Raw genomic sequence first — 16,506 nt, forward strand, 5'->3', positions numbered from 1 at the left:
GGTGGTAATGGAGGTGAAAAAGGCAACTAGTGTTCACTTAACACTTTATGATTCAGATCTTTCATTTTTATTTTGTGCAGATATGCGCGGCAATTAGCCCCCCAGCGGCGGCTGACAGCCCTTGCTGTGCATGATGATCTGCGCATCCGACAAGCTGTAATAGGCATCCAGCGACTTGCACAGCAAGCCCAGCTTTTCAAATAAGGGCTCGTCGTAGAAGGTGATGCTGACGGTGCAGCCAGCCAGCGTGGCTTTATCGTACTCGATGTCAACTCCGTAGGCTTTTTCCAGGGCCTGTAGCACCTCCGTCACGGGGCGCTCCTCGAACTCGAAGGACTGCGGCGCCAGCACCACGGGCTTATCAACCAGTTCCTTTTTCAGCCGCCGACTGACGGCAGAGTACACCACCTGCTGATTGGGCAGCAGCAGTATGCTTGGGGCGGCCAGCGGCGCCGTGTCGGACGTGGCAGGTTTGCGGGCTTGCACGGCTACTTTTCCCTCACTTACCGCTACCGAGGCCACTTTGCTCTCGGCGTAGGCCTTCACCCGGAAACTGGTACCAAGCACGGTAGTCACTACCTGGCGGGTGAAAACCAGGAAGGGGCGCGCGGGATTTTTGCTGACCTGAAAAAAGGCTTCTCCCTGAAGATATACTTTCCGCTTGGGGCCCGTAAATGCCGTCAGATACCGCAGCCTACTACCCGGATGCAGCGTGATCCGGCTTTTATCCGGCAATTGAAACTGCTGCACCTGCCGGGTCGTGTTGCGGTGGCGGGTCCACCCATCGGCGGCCGCTACCGTTGGCTGGGACTGGCGCGTGTGGGAGGACTTGGTAAACAGCAGCAACAGCCCCAGGCTAAGCACCAATAGCACCAGCGCGGCGGCCTGCATCTGAGGCTTCTGCCAAAAGCTTGCCGGATGAACCAGTACGCGGGTTTCGGAAGCAGCGGCGGCTTTAGTCTGCTGATGGAGGCGCTGCCAAATGGCATCTTCCACCGCTTCCTGATTCTGACTCAGCAGCACCGTGCCGTCGGCCTCCTCCAAATGATTGTACCACTGCTCTACCCGCGCCCGTTCGGCGGGCGTGCAGCGGCCATCGAGGTAGCGTTGAAGCAAGGCGTAAAATTCGTCTTCAGTCACTGGATAAGGGGTTTAGCAAGCTTCCACTTATCAAGTCAGCGAACTAGCCAGTAACCCTAAACCCATTCTGGCTTTTTTTGCAAGAAAAGCCACACCAATTTGCCCCCCACCAGCTATGTAACTGCCAACGTGCGTTTTACCTTACTGTAAAAAAGTAAACAAAGAGAGCGTAAGCACCAAAAAGTCGCGCAGGTAGCTCCGCAGCAGCTTTAGCGCCTTGGTCAGGTGATACTCCACCGTTTTTTCCGAGAGGTTGACCCGCACCGAGATTTCGGGTACGGTACAATGCTCCAACCGGCTGAGCTGAAATACCTGCCGGGATTTTTCGGGCAGATTCTCCACACCGGCCAGCAAGGCGTCGTTCAAGTCATTGAGGGCCAGGAAATTTTCGGTATTAGCCGTACTGGACGACGCGTGAAGCTGGCAATACAGCTCATAGCCCGACTTCAGCTTCCGTGATTTGATGAAGTTGATAATCCGGTACCGAACGGCCGAAAACAAGTACTGATCGAGCTGCTGAATCTGCAGGCTGGCGCGCCGGCTCCAGAGGTCGGCCAGCAAGTCCTGAACCAACTCCTCGGCTTCTTCCCGCTGCTTAAGCTTCCGGTAGGCCACCGTGAACAGCCGATAACAGTAACGCTTATAGATCTCCTCGAATGCACCCTCATCATCTGCCCGCAAAGCTTGCAGCAGGTCAGCGTCGGTGTAAGAAGCGTATAAGCGAACAGAAAAGGACTTCACGAAATTCAAATAATGTAAGCGACCAGACACATTGCCATTACACTGCTTGTCAGTAGCTTACATGCCAGCCCCAACCAACTTGCCCCCCGGCTAAGCTAGTCAAACCGGGCTGGGCGCGAATTGATTCAAGCTAACGACCGGGATTTGGCTCATAGTACGCAAAAAAGTTGGCGTTGAAACACCATTCGTCAGCTTTTCCAACAGCCATTCGTAGAAGGGAAATTTGCCCCCAGCCTTTCTCCCGCTATATGTACCGCCCCTACCACCCGCCCGCCGACCCCATCGTAGTTCGCGACCTGACCCAGCAGCAGGAAGAAATGCGCACCCGTGTCCGAATAGAGCCCCTCCACGCCGAGCCTACCTTCATTGCCGGCTGTGACTCCTCATTTCCCACACCGGAAACCATTCTATCGGTGTTTGTGCTGCTGCGTTACCCCACGCTGGAGTTGGTGGAGAAAGTTTATCATGTAGGCCCCGTAACGGTGCCGTATGTGCCCGGCTTTCTGGCGTTTCGCGAAGCGCCCAACCTGCTGAAAGCCTACGAAAAGCTTCAACAAAAGCCCGATGTAATTATGGTGGATGGGCACGGCATTGCGCACAAACGCCGCATGGGTATTGCCGCTCACCTCGGCGTGCTGCTCGATACGCCTACTTTCGGGGTGGCCAAAAGCCTGCTCACCGGCAAATTTGAGGACCCCGCCCCCACGGCCGGCAGCCGGTCGCCGCTGCTCGACAAAGGCGAATTAATCGGGGAAGTGCTGCGCACCAAGGACCGCGTGCTGCCTGTATTCGTCAGCCCTGGCCACCGCTGCGACCAGGCCAACGCCACGCGCCTCGCCGTAGCCTGCACCCGCGGCTACAAGCTCCCAGAGCCTACACGCCTGGCGGATCATTGGGCCGAGCAGTTTAAGAAAGAGATTCGCTGAGGCTTCCCATGACTTGTTTTTGCCTGCAAACGGTAGACGGTCATGCAGAGCACAGCGAAGCATCTCGCGTGTTTAGCTGGGTTACTAATCTGGTGTCAGCACGCGAGATGCTTCGCTGTGCTCTGCATGACGTTCTTATTTAAGCTTGTAAGAATAATCAAACTGCGCCGCCAACCCCCGAATCCGTAAATGCCTGCTGTAAGGCCGCCAGCGATTCGCCCGCCGCTGTAGACAGCGCCAGCAGCTCCGCTACAGCGGCATAGACTACTCGTGGTGAGTTGGTTGCGCCTACTATTCCCCGATCAAGCGGTTGCTGCTGCGATTTGGATAATTTTTGCCCCCCAGCACCCAATAGTAAGCCGTGGTGGATGAACTGAGCGTGAGCAAACCCAGCCGTAGTGGGCAACTGAGAAGCTAAAAAAAGCTGCGCGGCCGTACTCGGCAATAAGTCCTCGCCGCGCACGATGAGCGTAGTGCCCAGGCGCAGATCATCGACCAGTGAAGCCACTTGGTAAGCGGGCATTCCGTCTTTTTTGCGTATTACAAAGTCGCCCATAGTGGCTGCCAAATCTGCCTGCAAAGGGCCGCGCCACGCATCGACGATGGCAACGGGCGTGGCAGGCACGCGCACGCGCCAGGCGGCGCCGGCCGTAGCAAATGTGGCCTGACAGCTCCGGCACCCGCTTTCGGGCATCGTTGCCGGGCTGGGGGGCAAATTGCTGGTGCGCGAGCAAGTGCAGGCATACACCAACCCCGATTTCGAGCGCAAATCATCGAGCATAGCTTGATACTCGGCCAGATGATGCTGCTGCGAATACGCTTGCTCAAACTCTTCCGCATCGCGGGGACCGGTGTCGTAATCGAGCCCAAGCCAGCGGATGGTCTGGAAGATATTCTCCAGGTAAGCCGGGCGCAAACGGGCGCGGTCGAGGTCGTCGATGCGCAGGTGCAAGTGGCCGCCGGCCCGGCGCACGAGCAGCCAGGTGAGTACAAAGTTTACGGCGTTGCCCAGGTGCAGGTAGCCGCTGGGCGTTGGGGCCAAACGTCCGCGTACCGGGTCATTAAAAGCTACATTAGCCATGTTGGGGAGCAAATTACGCACTTGTCCCAATCCGCCGCGGGTTTGGTAATCGAACAAAACCTTTGACGGGCAAGCCGGTACAACGAGAAGCTTTCTACAACCTCCTCTATGCTGCGTCGCTACTTATTCTGGGCCCTGGGCCTGTTTGCACTGCTGGCCGTGGGTGGCTTTGTGGCAGGATGCTCCATTTCGGCCCCCAAATACCGCGGCCCCGTTTCCGACCATTTCAATGGCGAAACCTTCCAGAATGCGGGCGGCGTAAAAGCGCAGGAAGGAATGGGTCCTTTGCTGAAATGGATGCTCAACCGCGACAAAGGTGAGTGGCCCGAACAGCCCGATTTGCCCCCCGGACCCAAGCCGCCCACCCGCGTCGGCCGCGGGCAGGTGCGCGTCACGTTTGTCAATCATGGCACTTTCCTGTTGCAGTTTGATAGCCTGAACGTGCTGACCGACCCCATCTGGAGTGAGCGCACCAGCCCCTACCAGTGGATTGGCCCCAAGCGGCTGCGCCCACCGGGCCTGCGCTTCGACGATTTGCCCCCCATCGACGCCATCGTCATCAGCCACAACCACTACGACCACCTCGACCTGAATACCCTGCGCCGCCTCGCCGCCCGCGACCAGCCGCGCATCTTTGTGGGGCTGGGCATCAAAGCATTTCTGGACGAGGAGAAAATCGGCAACGTAACCGAGCTGGACTGGTGGCAGGCCTTGCCGCTTAGTTCCACGGTAAAGCTCACCGCCGTACCCGCCCAGCACTTTTCCGGCCGCGGCCTGCGCGACCGCGACGCTACGCTGTGGGCGGGCTGGGCGCTGAGCACCACGCGCGGCAACATCTACTATGCTGGCGACACCGGCTACGGCCCGTTTTTCAAGGAAATCGGGGAGCGGCTGGGGCCAATTGAGTTATCTATTCTACCCATCGGCGCTTACCGGCCCGAGTGGTTTATGGCTCCCATTCACATCTCGCCCGCCCAAGCGGTGCAGGCCCACCAGGATTTGGGCGCCCGCCGCAGCATTGCCACCCATTTCGGCACCTTCCAGCTCGCCGATGATGGCCTAACCGAGCCCGTCACGGATTTGCGTAAAGCACTACGCGCTAAAAATTTAGCCGACAGCGTTTTTCTGGTTTTACCCGAAGGCGCTGGCTGGACCATGAAATAATGAATACCCACTGGACACATTAAGCTCAACAATTCAACAGGATCGAAACCCATACTCGTTATTGATAGTATATAGCCTTAGTTCAATAAAAGCCTCCCTTTTAATTAATTCCTGTGAGATTACTCTCTACTTTATCCAAATTGCTGCTTTCGGGTGCAGCGCTGCTAGCAACGGCCCCCGAGGGTCACGCTCAAAGCGCGGACCGCAAGACCGGCATTAGCCTTTACGGCAGCACCCTGCAATACCACGGCGACCTGGGCTCGGAGTGGTTCAAGTCCAACAAGATCGAGTACGGCGGAGGCATCACCCTCTCCCGGTACCTGACGCCGGGCCTGGACATCGGCCTGTCGGCCAACTACGGGGACATGAAGTTCTCGACCAAGACGCTCAAGCCCATTGAGGATTTGGCCCCCGCCATCCGGCGCTTCGACGCGAACGTGACCACGATTGGGGTGCCCATCAAGTTCAAGCTCAACAACGGTTGGGCCCTGAAAGAGGACGCCATCTTTGCCCCCTACCTGAGCTTAGCGCCGGGCTTGATGATTGCCTCCTCGGATAAGTTCATCAACACGGGCACCGGGGGCGAAACCTTCCAGGGCAACAAAGACCACTACGCGGCGTATTTGCACGGCGCGGCCGGTATCGCCCTGAACTTCTCGCCCTCCTTCGGCATCTTCGTGCAGACCGGCCAGATCTATGCCCTGACCAACACGATTGACAACGTGGATAAAGGCGACCTGAATGACCGCTATCTGCAACATTCTGCGGGTGTTACGTTCAACTTCGGCCGAGCCAAGGATGAGGACAGTGATGGCATTGCCGACCGCAAAGACAAGTGCCCCGGCACGCCCAGCGGCGTAGCCGTGGATGCGAATGGCTGCCCGATAGACAGTGACGGCGATGGTGTGCCGGATTATCAGGATAAATGTCCGGCTGAAAAAGGACTACCCGCCCTCGAAGGCTGCCCAGACCGTGATGGCGACGGCATCCGCGACGCCGACGACAAATGCCCCGATACAGCCGGCAAAGCCGAGCTGCAAGGCTGCCCCGATGCTGACAGCGACGGCGTAACCGACGCCGACGACAAATGCCCCGATACGCCGGCCAATGTGAAAGTAGATGCCACCGGCTGCCCGCTCGACACCGACGGTGACGGTGTGCCTGACTTCCAGGACCGCTGCCCTAACTCGGCTGGCCCTGCCACCAACCGAGGCTGCCCGGAGATTAAGGTTGAAACCAAAAAGCGCCTCGAAGCTGCCACCAAGTTCATCCAGTTTGAGTTGAACAAGGCAGTTCTCAAGCCTAGCTCTTACCCTACGCTCGAAGATTTGGTGAAGGTGCTCAATGAGTACCCCGACTATATCCTGAGCATAGCCGGCCATACCGACAGCCAGGGTAGCGACGCTTACAACCTAAAGCTTTCCGATGACCGCGCTGCCGCTGCCCGCACCTACATGCTGACAAAAGGCATTCCTGCGGAGCGAATTGAATCGCGTGGCTATGGTGAAAGCAAGCCTATCACCACGAATGCCACCGCTGCCGGCCGCGCCCTTAACCGCCGCGTCGAGTTCGACCTCGTTTTGCCGGAAGAAGCCAACGAAACTCCCAAGCCTGAAGGCGAACAGAAATAGCCCCCCAGGTAGTAGTTATTAAAAGCGGCAAGCCATATTGGCTTGCCGCTTTTTTTGCTTTTAGAACGTCAAGCTCCCCTCCTTACCAAGGAGGGGACGCCGTGCCGGAGGCGCGGCTGGGGTGGTTGCGCTCGTTGCTGATGTTGTTTGGTTGTCAAGCCTTTTCTATACAGCCAACACAACCCAACGGCGCGGACGCCGAGACGCAAAGTATTGCGTCTCTACATCGTTCTGGCACTTGCTGTCCAATCTTGTTCATTCCCCATTTCAATACTGAACACTTTGTCCAAGAATGGACACTTTTTTGAATGTGCTAATTTGATTTTGTTAGCATAAACTATTCATTATCAAATAAATAGATTAATGGCATAGCACTTGGCTATCTAGGTAGAAAACCACCTCATTTCTATCTAAAAATGGACAGAGCTATTTCTCCCGCCACGCAAACCAAGCGCCGTCGCCGCACCTGGCTGCTGGCTGGCCTCGTGGTGCTGGGGGTAGTTGTGGTGCTGGTGGCCTTTCGGGGCGTACTCAAGCCGAGCATCAACCGCCAGGATATTCTCACTACCACCGTCGAAGTTGGCGATGTGGAGGCGGCCCTGACAGCCACGGGATTCGTGATTCCGGGCCGGGAGGCGGTGATAACCAGCCCCATTCAATCGACGGTGCGCCGGGTAGTAGTGCCGGTGGGCAGCGCACTTAAGCCCGGCCAGACTATTCTGGAGCTGGATAAGGAGTTAACCAGCAGCGAGCTGGCCAAACTACAGGACGGGCAGCTGCAAAACCGGAATAAAAGCACCCAGCTGAACCTGACCATGGAGCGCACCCTGAACGACCTGCAAAGTCAGGCGCAGGTGCAGCAAGTGAAGATTCGGAGCCAGGAATCGACACTCCGCGACGAGGAGCACTTGCTGAAAATCGGGAGCGGCACGGCCGAGAGTGTGCGGCAGGCCGAGCTGAACCTACACTTAGCCAAGCTGGAGCTGAAGCGCCTCCAGGACCAGATTCGCAATCAGCGCCAGGCCAACGCCGCCGACACCCGCGAGCTAGGCTTCACCATGCAGATTCAGGACCGCAACATCACGGAGCTAGCCCGCAAGCTGGGCCAGGCCGATATAAGCGCCCAGCAGCCCGGCGTGCTGACGTGGGTAAACGAAGACATCGGGGCCACCGTGAACCAGGGCGACGTTCTGGCCCGCGTGGCCGACCTGAGCAGCTTTCGGGTGCGCGCCACCATTGCCGATGCCTACGCCGAGGCCCTGCACGTGGGCGACCCGGTGATAGTACGGGTAAACGATACCGATTTGCGCGGCAGCATCAGCGCCGTGAGTCCGGCCGTGGACAAGGGCGTGGTAACCTTTTACGCCAAGCTCGACGACGAAGACCACCCATTATTGCGCTCCAACCTGCGCGTGGATGTGTATGTGGTAACCAAATCGCACAAAAAGACGCTGCGCGTCAAGAACGGTCCTTTCTACCAGGGCGGCACTGAGCAGGCGGTATTTGTGGTGCGCGATGGTAAAGCCGAGCGGCGCACCGTCAGCTTCGGCGACAGCAATTTCGACTTCGTGCAGGTAACCAACGGCCTGCAACCCGGTGACGAGATTATCCTGACCGATATGAAAGACCACGCCGAAACCCGCGAGCTAACCATCAAGCAATAACGCGCCATGCTACGCTCAAAAAAGCCCCCCAGAGCACTATACAAAGGTTTGCGCGCTGTTGGCGCCGCCTTGCTTCTGGCTTTTGCTCCAGCCGTCCATGCCCAGCAGCAGCTCAGCCTTCCGCAGGTAATTGAGCTGGCCCTCGACCAATCGGCGGTGGCCCAGCAGGCCCAGACGAGCCGCGAAACCAGCTACTGGCGCTGGCGCACTTACCGCGCGGCCTACATGCCCCAGCTGTCGTTGCAAGGCACTATTCCTGATTTCAGCCGGGTTATCGCGCCGGTTATTCAGCCCGACGGCACCACCGATTTCCGGGCCGTGCGCATCAACAATTCCACCCTGGCCGTGACGATGAGCCAGAACATCGGGCTCACTGGGGGGCAAATTTTCGTCAGCTCCGATGTGCAGCGCTTCGATGACTTCGACCGCAATCAGCGCCGCTACAACACCACGCCTGCCATCATCGGTCTTTCTCAGCCCATCGGTGGCTACAACCGGCTGTACTGGGCCCGCCGCATTGAGCCGCTCCGCTACGAGGAGTCGCAGCGGCAGTTTGTAGCCCAGCGCGAAAACATTGCCCAGCGCATTACGGAGCTGTATTTTGACGTGTTGCAGCAGCAGGTAAATGCCGAAGTAGCAGGCCAGAACGTGCGGGCTAATGAGGAAATGTTGCGCATGGGCAAGGAGCGCTACCAGCTTGGCCGCCTGTCGCAGAACGATTTGTTGCAGCTCGAAGTAAACCTGCTCACGGCCCGCCGCAATCAGGGCCAGGCCGTGCTGGATGCCCAAAATGCGGCTCTGGAGCTACAGAACTACACCAGCATTGGCGGCACGGCGGTTTCGCTGCAAGTGCCCCCGCCACCTGCTCAACTCGTGGTGGCACCTGATAAAGCACTGAACCTGGCCCGCCAAAACCGCAGCGAAATGCTCACCTACCAGCGCCAGCTGCTGCAAGCCGACAGCAGCGTGGCTGGGGCCAAAGGCACCACCGGCCTGCAAGCCAGCCTGACCGCCAACCTGGGCTACGTAAACCGCGCCGACCGCTTCCTCGACAGCTACCAGGACCCTCTGAATCAGCAGCAGGTACGGCTGGCTTTCTCGATGCCGCTGGTGGATTGGGGCCGGCAGAAATCCATTATCAAAACCGCCCAGCTCACGCGCCAGCAGGTGCAGCGCAACGTGCAGCAAAGCCAGGCTACCTTCGAGCAGACGGTACTCTCGCAAGCCGCCCAGCTGAGTACGCTAAGCGAGCAGCTGGCCCTGGCCGCCCGCGCCGACACGCTGGCCCAACGCCGCTACGACATTGCCCGCGCCACCTACCAGGTTGGCCGCTACAGCCTTACTGATCTGAACATTGCCTTGTCGGAAAAGGACCAGGCCAAGCGGGCCTACATCGTGGCGCTGCGGGCAGGCTGGATAGCTTACTACCGTCTGCGCGCCCTGACTTTGTATGACTTCGAACGCCAGCAACCCTTGATTGCGGGCAAGTAAAAAAAAGGCGGTCATGCAGAGGCGGAGCCGAAGCATCTCGCTCGCGGTAGTAGAAGTAGTAATCCAGCATCAGCCCACGAGATGCTTCGCTACTGCTCTGCATGACAAACGCTTTAGGCTCATTTTCCTCTGAAACGACACTTCATTCTCTTCAATCATGAACGCTACTACCACTCAGCCTCACTCTGCCTCGCCATCCTCCACTTTTGCCACCGCGCCGCCCATGATTAAGCTCACCGACATCGAGAAAGTATACCAGACCAAAACCATCGAAACGGTGGCCCTGAACCGCGTGAACCTGAGCATCAACAAGGGCGAGTTTGTGTCGGTGATGGGGCCATCGGGCTGCGGTAAGTCTACGCTGCTCAGCATCATCGGGCTGCTGGATGAGCCCACAGGGGGCCTTTTGGAGCTGGATGGGCGGCCGGTGAAGTCATACTCTGATAAGGAGCTGGCGCATTTGCGCAACCAGAAAATTGGCTTCGTTTTCCAAAGCTATCATCTGATCAATGACCTCTCGGTGCTGGACAATGTGGAGCTGCCCTTGCTGTACCGCGCCGGCGTGGGGGGCAAAGAGCGGCGGCAGCGCGCCCATGCTGCCCTCGATAAAGTGGGATTGAGCGCCCGTACCACGCACTTTCCCAGCCAGCTTTCCGGCGGGCAGCGCCAGCGCGTGGCCATTGCCCGCGCCCTGGCCGGCCGTCCCGAAATCATTCTGGCCGACGAGCCCACCGGCAACCTCGACTCGGTGATGGGTGAGGAAATAATGGACCTGCTCCTTACCCTGAATCGGGAGGAGGGCACCACCATTGTGATGGTAACCCACGACGAGCATCAGGCCCTGAAAACAGAGCGTCTGATCCGCTTTTTCGACGGCAGCCAGGTACAGTAAGTGGTGAATTTGTGAGTGGTGAAATGGTGAGTTTGTCGTCTGACTCATGCAAAATTTCATCACTCACTAAATCTCAAATTCACCATTTCACCACCTCACAATTTCACCTTTATTCCCATGCTTCTCTCCTATCTAAAAATCGCCTGGAAGGTCTTGCTGCGGCGCAAGTTTTTCACCTTCATCAGTCTGTTTGGTATCAGCTTTACGCTGATGGTACTGCTGGTGATAGTAGCCATGTCCGACAATGCCCAAGGGGCTCACGCGCCCGAGTCGCGCATCAAGCGCATGGCGTTTATCACTTTTATAAGCCAGCGCTTCAAGGATGGGGGGCAAATGAACACCCCACCCAGCCCCTACTTTCTGGATAAGTATGTGCGCCCGATGAAGACGCCCGAAAAAATGACTTTTTATTCGATGTTTCATGCTACGCCCAGCTACGTCGGCAACAAGAAGCTGGAGCTCGACCTGAAGTTTACCGACAACTTTTTTTGGGAGATCTTCGATTTCAACTTCCTCGAAGGCAAGCCCTACAATGCCAACGACCTGCGCGACGCCAACCGCGTGGTGGTTATTTCGCAAACTACGGCCCGCGAATACTTTGGGGTAGATAAGGGCGTGGTGGGCCGCACCATTGAAGTAGACCAGACGAAGTTTCGGGTGATTGGCGTGGTGAGTGATGTGCCGGTGCTGCGCTTTAATTCTTACGCCGAAGTGTGGGCCCCCATGACTACCACCAAGGCCGACATTCGCAATCCGGCGCTGGGGGGCGAATATTTCGCGGCGCTACTGGCCCCGGAAGGCACCGACCTGGCAGCCATCGACGCGGAGTATCAGCAAGTGATAAAACACGTTGCCAATCCGAACCCCGATGTAAAGGGAATTTATACCCACGCGGATGGCCTGCTGGCCACGTTCACCCGCCAGCTGTTTGGGCAGGGCGAATCGGAATCGGACCAGACTACGCTCTTCTATTTTATAGCTTTTGGCCTGGCGCTGCTGTTCATGTCGCTACCGGCCCTGAATCTGGTGAATATCAACCTAAGCCGCATCATGGAGCGCAGCTCCGAAATTGGGGTCCGCAAGGCTTTTGGAGCCACCAGCACCACGCTGGTGGGGCAGTTTCTGATCGAAAACATCTTCCTGACCTTACTTGGCGCGCTGGTCGGGCTCTTGCTGGCTTACGGCGCTCTGGAGCTGATCAGCGGCTCCAGCTTTATTCCCTACGCCCAACTCACGCTCAACCTGCGCGTGTTTGCCTGGGCCCTACTAGCCGCCGTGTTTTTCGGAGTGCTGTCGGGGGTGTATCCGGCCTTCAAAATGTCGAGGGTGCAGCCCATTCAAGCCCTGAAGGGCGGCACGAACTAATCGAACTTCCCTAGCCTCTTTATCCCATGATACGTCATCTGTTTACTCTGATCTGGAATCGCAAGCGGTCTAATCTGCTGCTGATTGTGGAAATCGTGCTGTCCTTTTTTGTGCTCTTTGTAGTGAGCAGCCTGCTGGTGTATAACGTGTATAACTATCGCCAGCCCATGGGCTTCGACTACCAGAATGTGTGGGAAATCAACCTCAACCCCGGTGCCGACACTACCGCCTACAATCAGAAGCTGCAGCTTACCATGCAGCGCTTAAAAGCAACTAAAGGGGTGATTGGCGTGACCAAAACGAGCTCAAATACGCCCTTCTCCTTCAGCACGATGAACGGCGCTTATTCTTACAAAGGCAAACAGATGCCTTACAACGATAATTTCGACGCCGACGACGATTTTCGGGACGTGATGAAGCTCAAGGTAGTGGAAGGCCGCTGGTTCGACCACCGCGACGCGGCCAGCACGCGCACGCCTATTGTTATCAACACGGCGCTCAAAAACGCTGCGTTTCCCAATGAAAAAGCAGTAGGCCAGATATTTACCGACGAGAAAGGCGAGAAGGAATGGCAGGTAGTAGGTGTAATAGCCGGCTACCGCGCCGCCAGCGACTTTACCGAGGACGCGCCCCTCAGCTTTCGCCGCCGCGCCCTGGATTACGACATGACGAAGAAAGCCTCGAGCTACGAGTTGCCCGTACTGCTGCTGCGTGTGCAGCCCGGCAGCGGGGCCATGCTGGAGAAGCAGCTGATCAAGGAAATCAGCAACGTGACCAAGGGCTGGTCGGTGACGGTAAACTCCTTGGAGCAAAACCGTGTGGCGAAGCTGAAATTCGTGCTGACGCCCCTTATCGTGCTTGGGCTGGTGTGCGGCTTCCTGATTCTGAACGTGGCGCTGGGCCTGTTTGGGGTGCTGTGGTACAACATCAACCAGCGCAAAGCCGAGATTGGTCTGCGGCGGGCGCTGGGAGCCACCGGGGCCGGCATTGGGGGGCAATTTTTGGGCGAAATGCTGGTTGTCACCACCTTGGGCGTGGTGCTGGGCCTGGGTCTGGCGATGCAGTTTCCATTGCTGGGTGTGTTTGGAGTCGCTTCGGGCGTTTATTTGCAGGCCATGCTGCTGGCCACGCTCATCATCTTCGCGCTCACTGCCATTTGCGCCTGGCAGCCCAGCCGCATCGCAGCCGGTATTCAGCCCGCCGTATCGTTGCGCGAGGAATAAAGATTTCGCTTGCAGCCGGCGTGTGCCGCTGGCTCCGCAAAATGGTTTGGCAACCTCGTCGCTTTCAACTTTCCGCCCGAACCTCGTTCTTCGCCTTTCTGCGCTATGATTCTGATTATTGACGACGATGTGGCCGTGCGCACCTCGTTGGGTTTGTTGCTGAAGCAGGCTGGCTACCAGGCTAAAGGAGTGGCCACACCCGCTGAGGCCCTGCAAAGCCTGCAGGAATCGCAGCCCCAGCTGATGCTCATGGATATGAACTTCTCGCTCGACACGAGCGGGCAGGATGGGCTTGCCTTGCTGGGGCTGGCCCAGAAAATTGCCCCCCAGGTGCCCGTTATCCTCATCACGGGCTGGGGTTCCATTTCGCTAGCCGTGGAAGGCATCAAGGCAGGCGCGGCGGAATTTGTTACGAAGCCCTGGAATAATGAGGCCCTGCTCCAGACTATTCGCACGATTCTGAGCCTTCAGGATGCGCCAGCAAAAGAGGATACGCTCAGCCGCCGAGAGCTGGACAAGCGCTACGATTTTGCTAACATCGTCGGCACCGATCCGCAACTCTTGCACTTGTTGCGCAGCGTGGGCCAGGTAGCCGCCACCGATGCTTCGGTGCTGATAGAAGGCGAAAGCGGCACGGGCAAGGAGCTGATTGCCGAAGCCATTCACCGCAACAGCCACCGCCGCGACAAAGCTTTCGTGAAAGTGAATCTGGGGGGCATTTCGGCTTCGTTGTTCGAAAGTGAGATGTTTGGGCACCGCCGGGGGGCTTTTACCGATGCCAAAGCCGACCGTGTGGGCCGCTTTGAGTTAGCCAATAAAGGCACCATCTTCCTGGACGAAATCGGCGAGCTGGACCTAAGCAGTCAGGTAAAACTGCTGCGCGTGCTGCAAGACCGCACCTACGAAGTACTCGGCGACAGTCGCCCCCGCACCCTCGATATCCGCGTGATTTGCGCCACCAACCGCAACCTAGCCGAGTTGGTGCGCGAGGGCCGCTTCCGCGAGGACTTATTCTACCGCATCAACCTCATTACCGTGCGTCTGCCGGCCCTGCGCGAGCGCCCCGATGATATTCCGCTGCTGGTCAACTTCTTCGTGCAAAACCTGCGCACCACCTACCACCGCCCGGCGCTCCGCGTGAGTACGGCTGCCCTGCACTGGCTGCGCACCCTACCTCTGGCCGGCAACATCAGGGAGCTAAAAAACCTGGTAGAAAGAGCCGTATTGGTAAGCGGCAAAGACGAGCTAGGGCCCGAAGATTTCCAGGCGCACTTCCAAAAAATACCCCCCAGAAGCCCGGAGGGCACCGATTTGCCCCCCGTCGGCACCATGACCCTCGACGAGCTGGAGTCGCAAATGATCCGCAAATCCATGGAGCACTACAGCGGCAACGTGAGCCGCGTAGCCAAAGCCCTGGGCCTGAGCCGAGGTGCTCTATACCGCCGCCTGGAGAAGTTCGGAATTCCCTTTGATGCCGCAGAGAAGTGAAGGATTAGAGATTAAATGCTAGTTCTCCTTAGCTGAGGTGGTATTAAAGGTGCTTGGCAAATGTTGAATAACTCGCGTTTGTCATGTAGAGCGCAGCTGAGACGGGGGTGGTTGAGGACGTTGCTGATATTGTTTAACGGGAACGGGTATATAGAACGTCATGCAGAGCGGAGCGAAGCATCTCGCGTGTTTAGTTGAGTTACCATTGCAACATCAGCATGCGAGATGCTCCGCTCCGCTCTGCATGACCGCCTTTAATGTCGTTCAACCAAACAACATCAGCAACGTCCTCAACCACCCCCGTCTCAGCTGCGCTTCGACATCCCCTCCTCGTCTGAGGAGGGGAGCTTCGTTCTGATTGCCTATTTCTCTAGCTTGGCGCTCTATTTTCTGTCTCTTCTATGACCCTGCGCGTCAAATTCCTGCTCTTTGTTGTCATCATTCACGGGGTTTTGATTGCGCTGGCCGCGCAGTATATCCGCACTAATACCGAGCTGTTTCTGGCCACGGAGGTGCTGCTCATTGTTTCAATCGTTCTTACCACGCAGCTGTACCGCGGCTTTGTGCGGCCTTTTCAGCTGATTGCGGCCGGTACCGAGGCCATTCGGGCCAAAGATTTCTCCATGAAATTTGTGCCCGTAGGCCAGCGCGAAATGGACCAGCTCATTGATGTATACAACCACATGATCGACGAGTTGCGGCAGGAACGCGTGGCCCAGCACGAGAAAAGCTTTCTGCTCGAACGCCTGATTCAGGCCTCACCGGCGGGCATTCTGATTCTGGATTTCGATGGCCGGATAGAAGCCGCAAACCCCGCCGCCGAGCGCTTTTTGGGGCTCCCAACCCATGAGCTACTCAGCCAGCGCCCCGCCGCGCTGCCCGGCGACTGGGGGGCTTTTTTAAGCCAGCTAAAGCCGGATGAGCCCCAGGTAATTCAGCTTTCGGGCATGCAGACTTACCGGGCCTCCACGGCGCACTTTCTGGACCGAGGCTTTACGCGCTACTTTATTTTGCTGGAAGAGTTGACCCAGGCGCTCATTCGGCAGGAGAAGCAGGCCTACGAAAAGCTGATTCGGATGATGAGCCACGAAATCAACAACTCCATCGGGGCCATAAACTCTATTCTGCAAAGCTTCCACCATTACGCCCCCCAGCTAGCCCCCACCGACCGCCCCGATTTTCGCGAGGCCTTGGACGTTTCCATTGCTCGCAATACACACTTGGCCAACTTCATTGCCAGCTTTGCCAACCTCGTGCGCCTGCCCGTGCCCACCCGCCGCCCCTGCGACATGCACGAGCTGCTGCGCGATATTCACCGCCTCATGCAGGTGCCCAGCGAGCGGCGCCACGTAACCTGGCACTGGGATTTGGCCCCGGAGCCGCTCCGCGCCGACCTCGACGCCCAACAGCTTGAGCAGGTACTCATCAACATCACCAAAAACGCCCTCGAATCCATCGGCGAGAACGGCAACATCACCGTCCGCACCCGCCTGAATCCGCCGCTCCTGCAAATAGAGGACGACGGCCCCGGCATCGCACCGGAGGTGCAGCGGCGCCTATTCACCCCATTTTTCAGCACCAAGCGCGACGGCCAGGGCATCGGCCTGACCATGATTCGGGATATCCTGCTCCAGCACGGGTTCCGCTTCAGCCTAGAAACTATTGCGGAAGGGCGAACGGTGTTTAGCGTGTGGCTTTGA

At 57.7% G+C, this 16,506-nt stretch carries 13 protein-coding genes; 10 read left to right on the top strand and 3 right to left on the bottom strand.

The genetic code is table 11. The annotated features are described in order from the left end of the window. Positions 1-93 precede the first annotated feature (93 nt). Both IEW06_RS13930 and IEW06_RS13935 read right to left on the bottom strand, forming a co-directional pair. Entirely contained in the window at positions 94-1,140 is a 1,047-nt protein-coding gene (locus tag IEW06_RS13930) for a FecR family protein (protein WP_187733055.1), read from the bottom strand. 141 nt (positions 1,141-1,281) lie between these two features. Continuing rightward, entirely contained in the window at positions 1,282-1,881 is a 600-nt protein-coding gene (locus IEW06_RS13935) for an RNA polymerase sigma factor (RefSeq protein WP_187733056.1), read from the bottom strand. 248 nt (positions 1,882-2,129) lie between these two features. On the opposite strand from IEW06_RS13935, the gene nfi reads away from it, so the two are divergent. Beyond that, positions 2,130-2,807 (top strand): deoxyribonuclease V, encoded by a 678-nt coding sequence (gene nfi, locus IEW06_RS13940; RefSeq protein WP_188548437.1) that lies wholly within the window; start codon positions 2,130-2,132, stop codon positions 2,805-2,807. Positions 2,808-2,964: 157 nt separating this feature from the next. Here the strand turns inward: nfi and IEW06_RS13945 are convergent, their stop codons facing one another. Further along, positions 2,965-3,888, bottom strand: coding sequence for a glutamate--tRNA ligase family protein (locus IEW06_RS13945; protein ID WP_188548438.1), 924 nt, complete (start codon positions 3,886-3,888; stop codon positions 2,965-2,967). A gap of 108 nt (positions 3,889-3,996) precedes the next feature. On the opposite strand from IEW06_RS13945, the gene IEW06_RS13950 reads away from it, so the two are divergent. From IEW06_RS13950 to IEW06_RS13990, 9 genes are all read left to right on the top strand, one after another. Further along, a complete protein-coding gene (locus IEW06_RS13950; protein ID WP_187733059.1) occupies positions 3,997-5,052 on the top strand; it encodes an MBL fold metallo-hydrolase in 1,056 nt (351 codons plus the stop codon). A gap of 113 nt (positions 5,053-5,165) precedes the next feature. Then, positions 5,166-6,683, top strand: a complete 1,518-nt coding sequence (locus IEW06_RS20930) for an OmpA family protein (protein ID WP_308422022.1) — start codon at positions 5,166-5,168, stop codon at positions 6,681-6,683. A 416-nt stretch (positions 6,684-7,099) separates the two neighbouring features. After that, entirely contained in the window at positions 7,100-8,347 is a 1,248-nt protein-coding gene (locus IEW06_RS13960) for an efflux RND transporter periplasmic adaptor subunit (protein ID WP_187733060.1), read from the top strand. A 6-nt stretch (positions 8,348-8,353) separates the two neighbouring features. Beyond that, positions 8,354-9,838 (top strand): TolC family protein, encoded by a 1,485-nt coding sequence (locus tag IEW06_RS13965; protein WP_188548439.1) that lies wholly within the window; start codon positions 8,354-8,356, stop codon positions 9,836-9,838. A gap of 223 nt (positions 9,839-10,061) precedes the next feature. Beyond that, on the top strand, positions 10,062-10,730 hold the full coding sequence (locus tag IEW06_RS13970; protein ID WP_187734171.1) for an ABC transporter ATP-binding protein: 669 nt from the start codon (positions 10,062-10,064) through the stop codon (positions 10,728-10,730). Between the two features lie 117 nt (positions 10,731-10,847). Further along, on the top strand, positions 10,848-12,095 hold the full coding sequence (locus tag IEW06_RS13975; RefSeq protein ID WP_187733062.1) for an ABC transporter permease: 1,248 nt from the start codon (positions 10,848-10,850) through the stop codon (positions 12,093-12,095). Between the two features lie 26 nt (positions 12,096-12,121). Beyond that, complete coding sequence (locus tag IEW06_RS13980) at positions 12,122-13,318, top strand: FtsX-like permease family protein (protein WP_187733063.1); 1,197 nt, start codon at positions 12,122-12,124, stop codon at positions 13,316-13,318. 105 nt (positions 13,319-13,423) lie between these two features. Then, on the top strand, positions 13,424-14,806 hold the full coding sequence (locus tag IEW06_RS13985; RefSeq protein ID WP_188548440.1) for a sigma-54-dependent transcriptional regulator: 1,383 nt from the start codon (positions 13,424-13,426) through the stop codon (positions 14,804-14,806). 401 nt (positions 14,807-15,207) lie between these two features. Further along, a complete protein-coding gene (locus tag IEW06_RS13990; protein ID WP_187733064.1) occupies positions 15,208-16,506 on the top strand; it encodes a sensor histidine kinase in 1,299 nt (432 codons plus the stop codon).

Source organism: Hymenobacter qilianensis (assembly GCF_014638675.1).
Taxonomy (GTDB): Bacteria; Bacteroidota; Bacteroidia; order Cytophagales; family Hymenobacteraceae; genus Hymenobacter; species Hymenobacter qilianensis.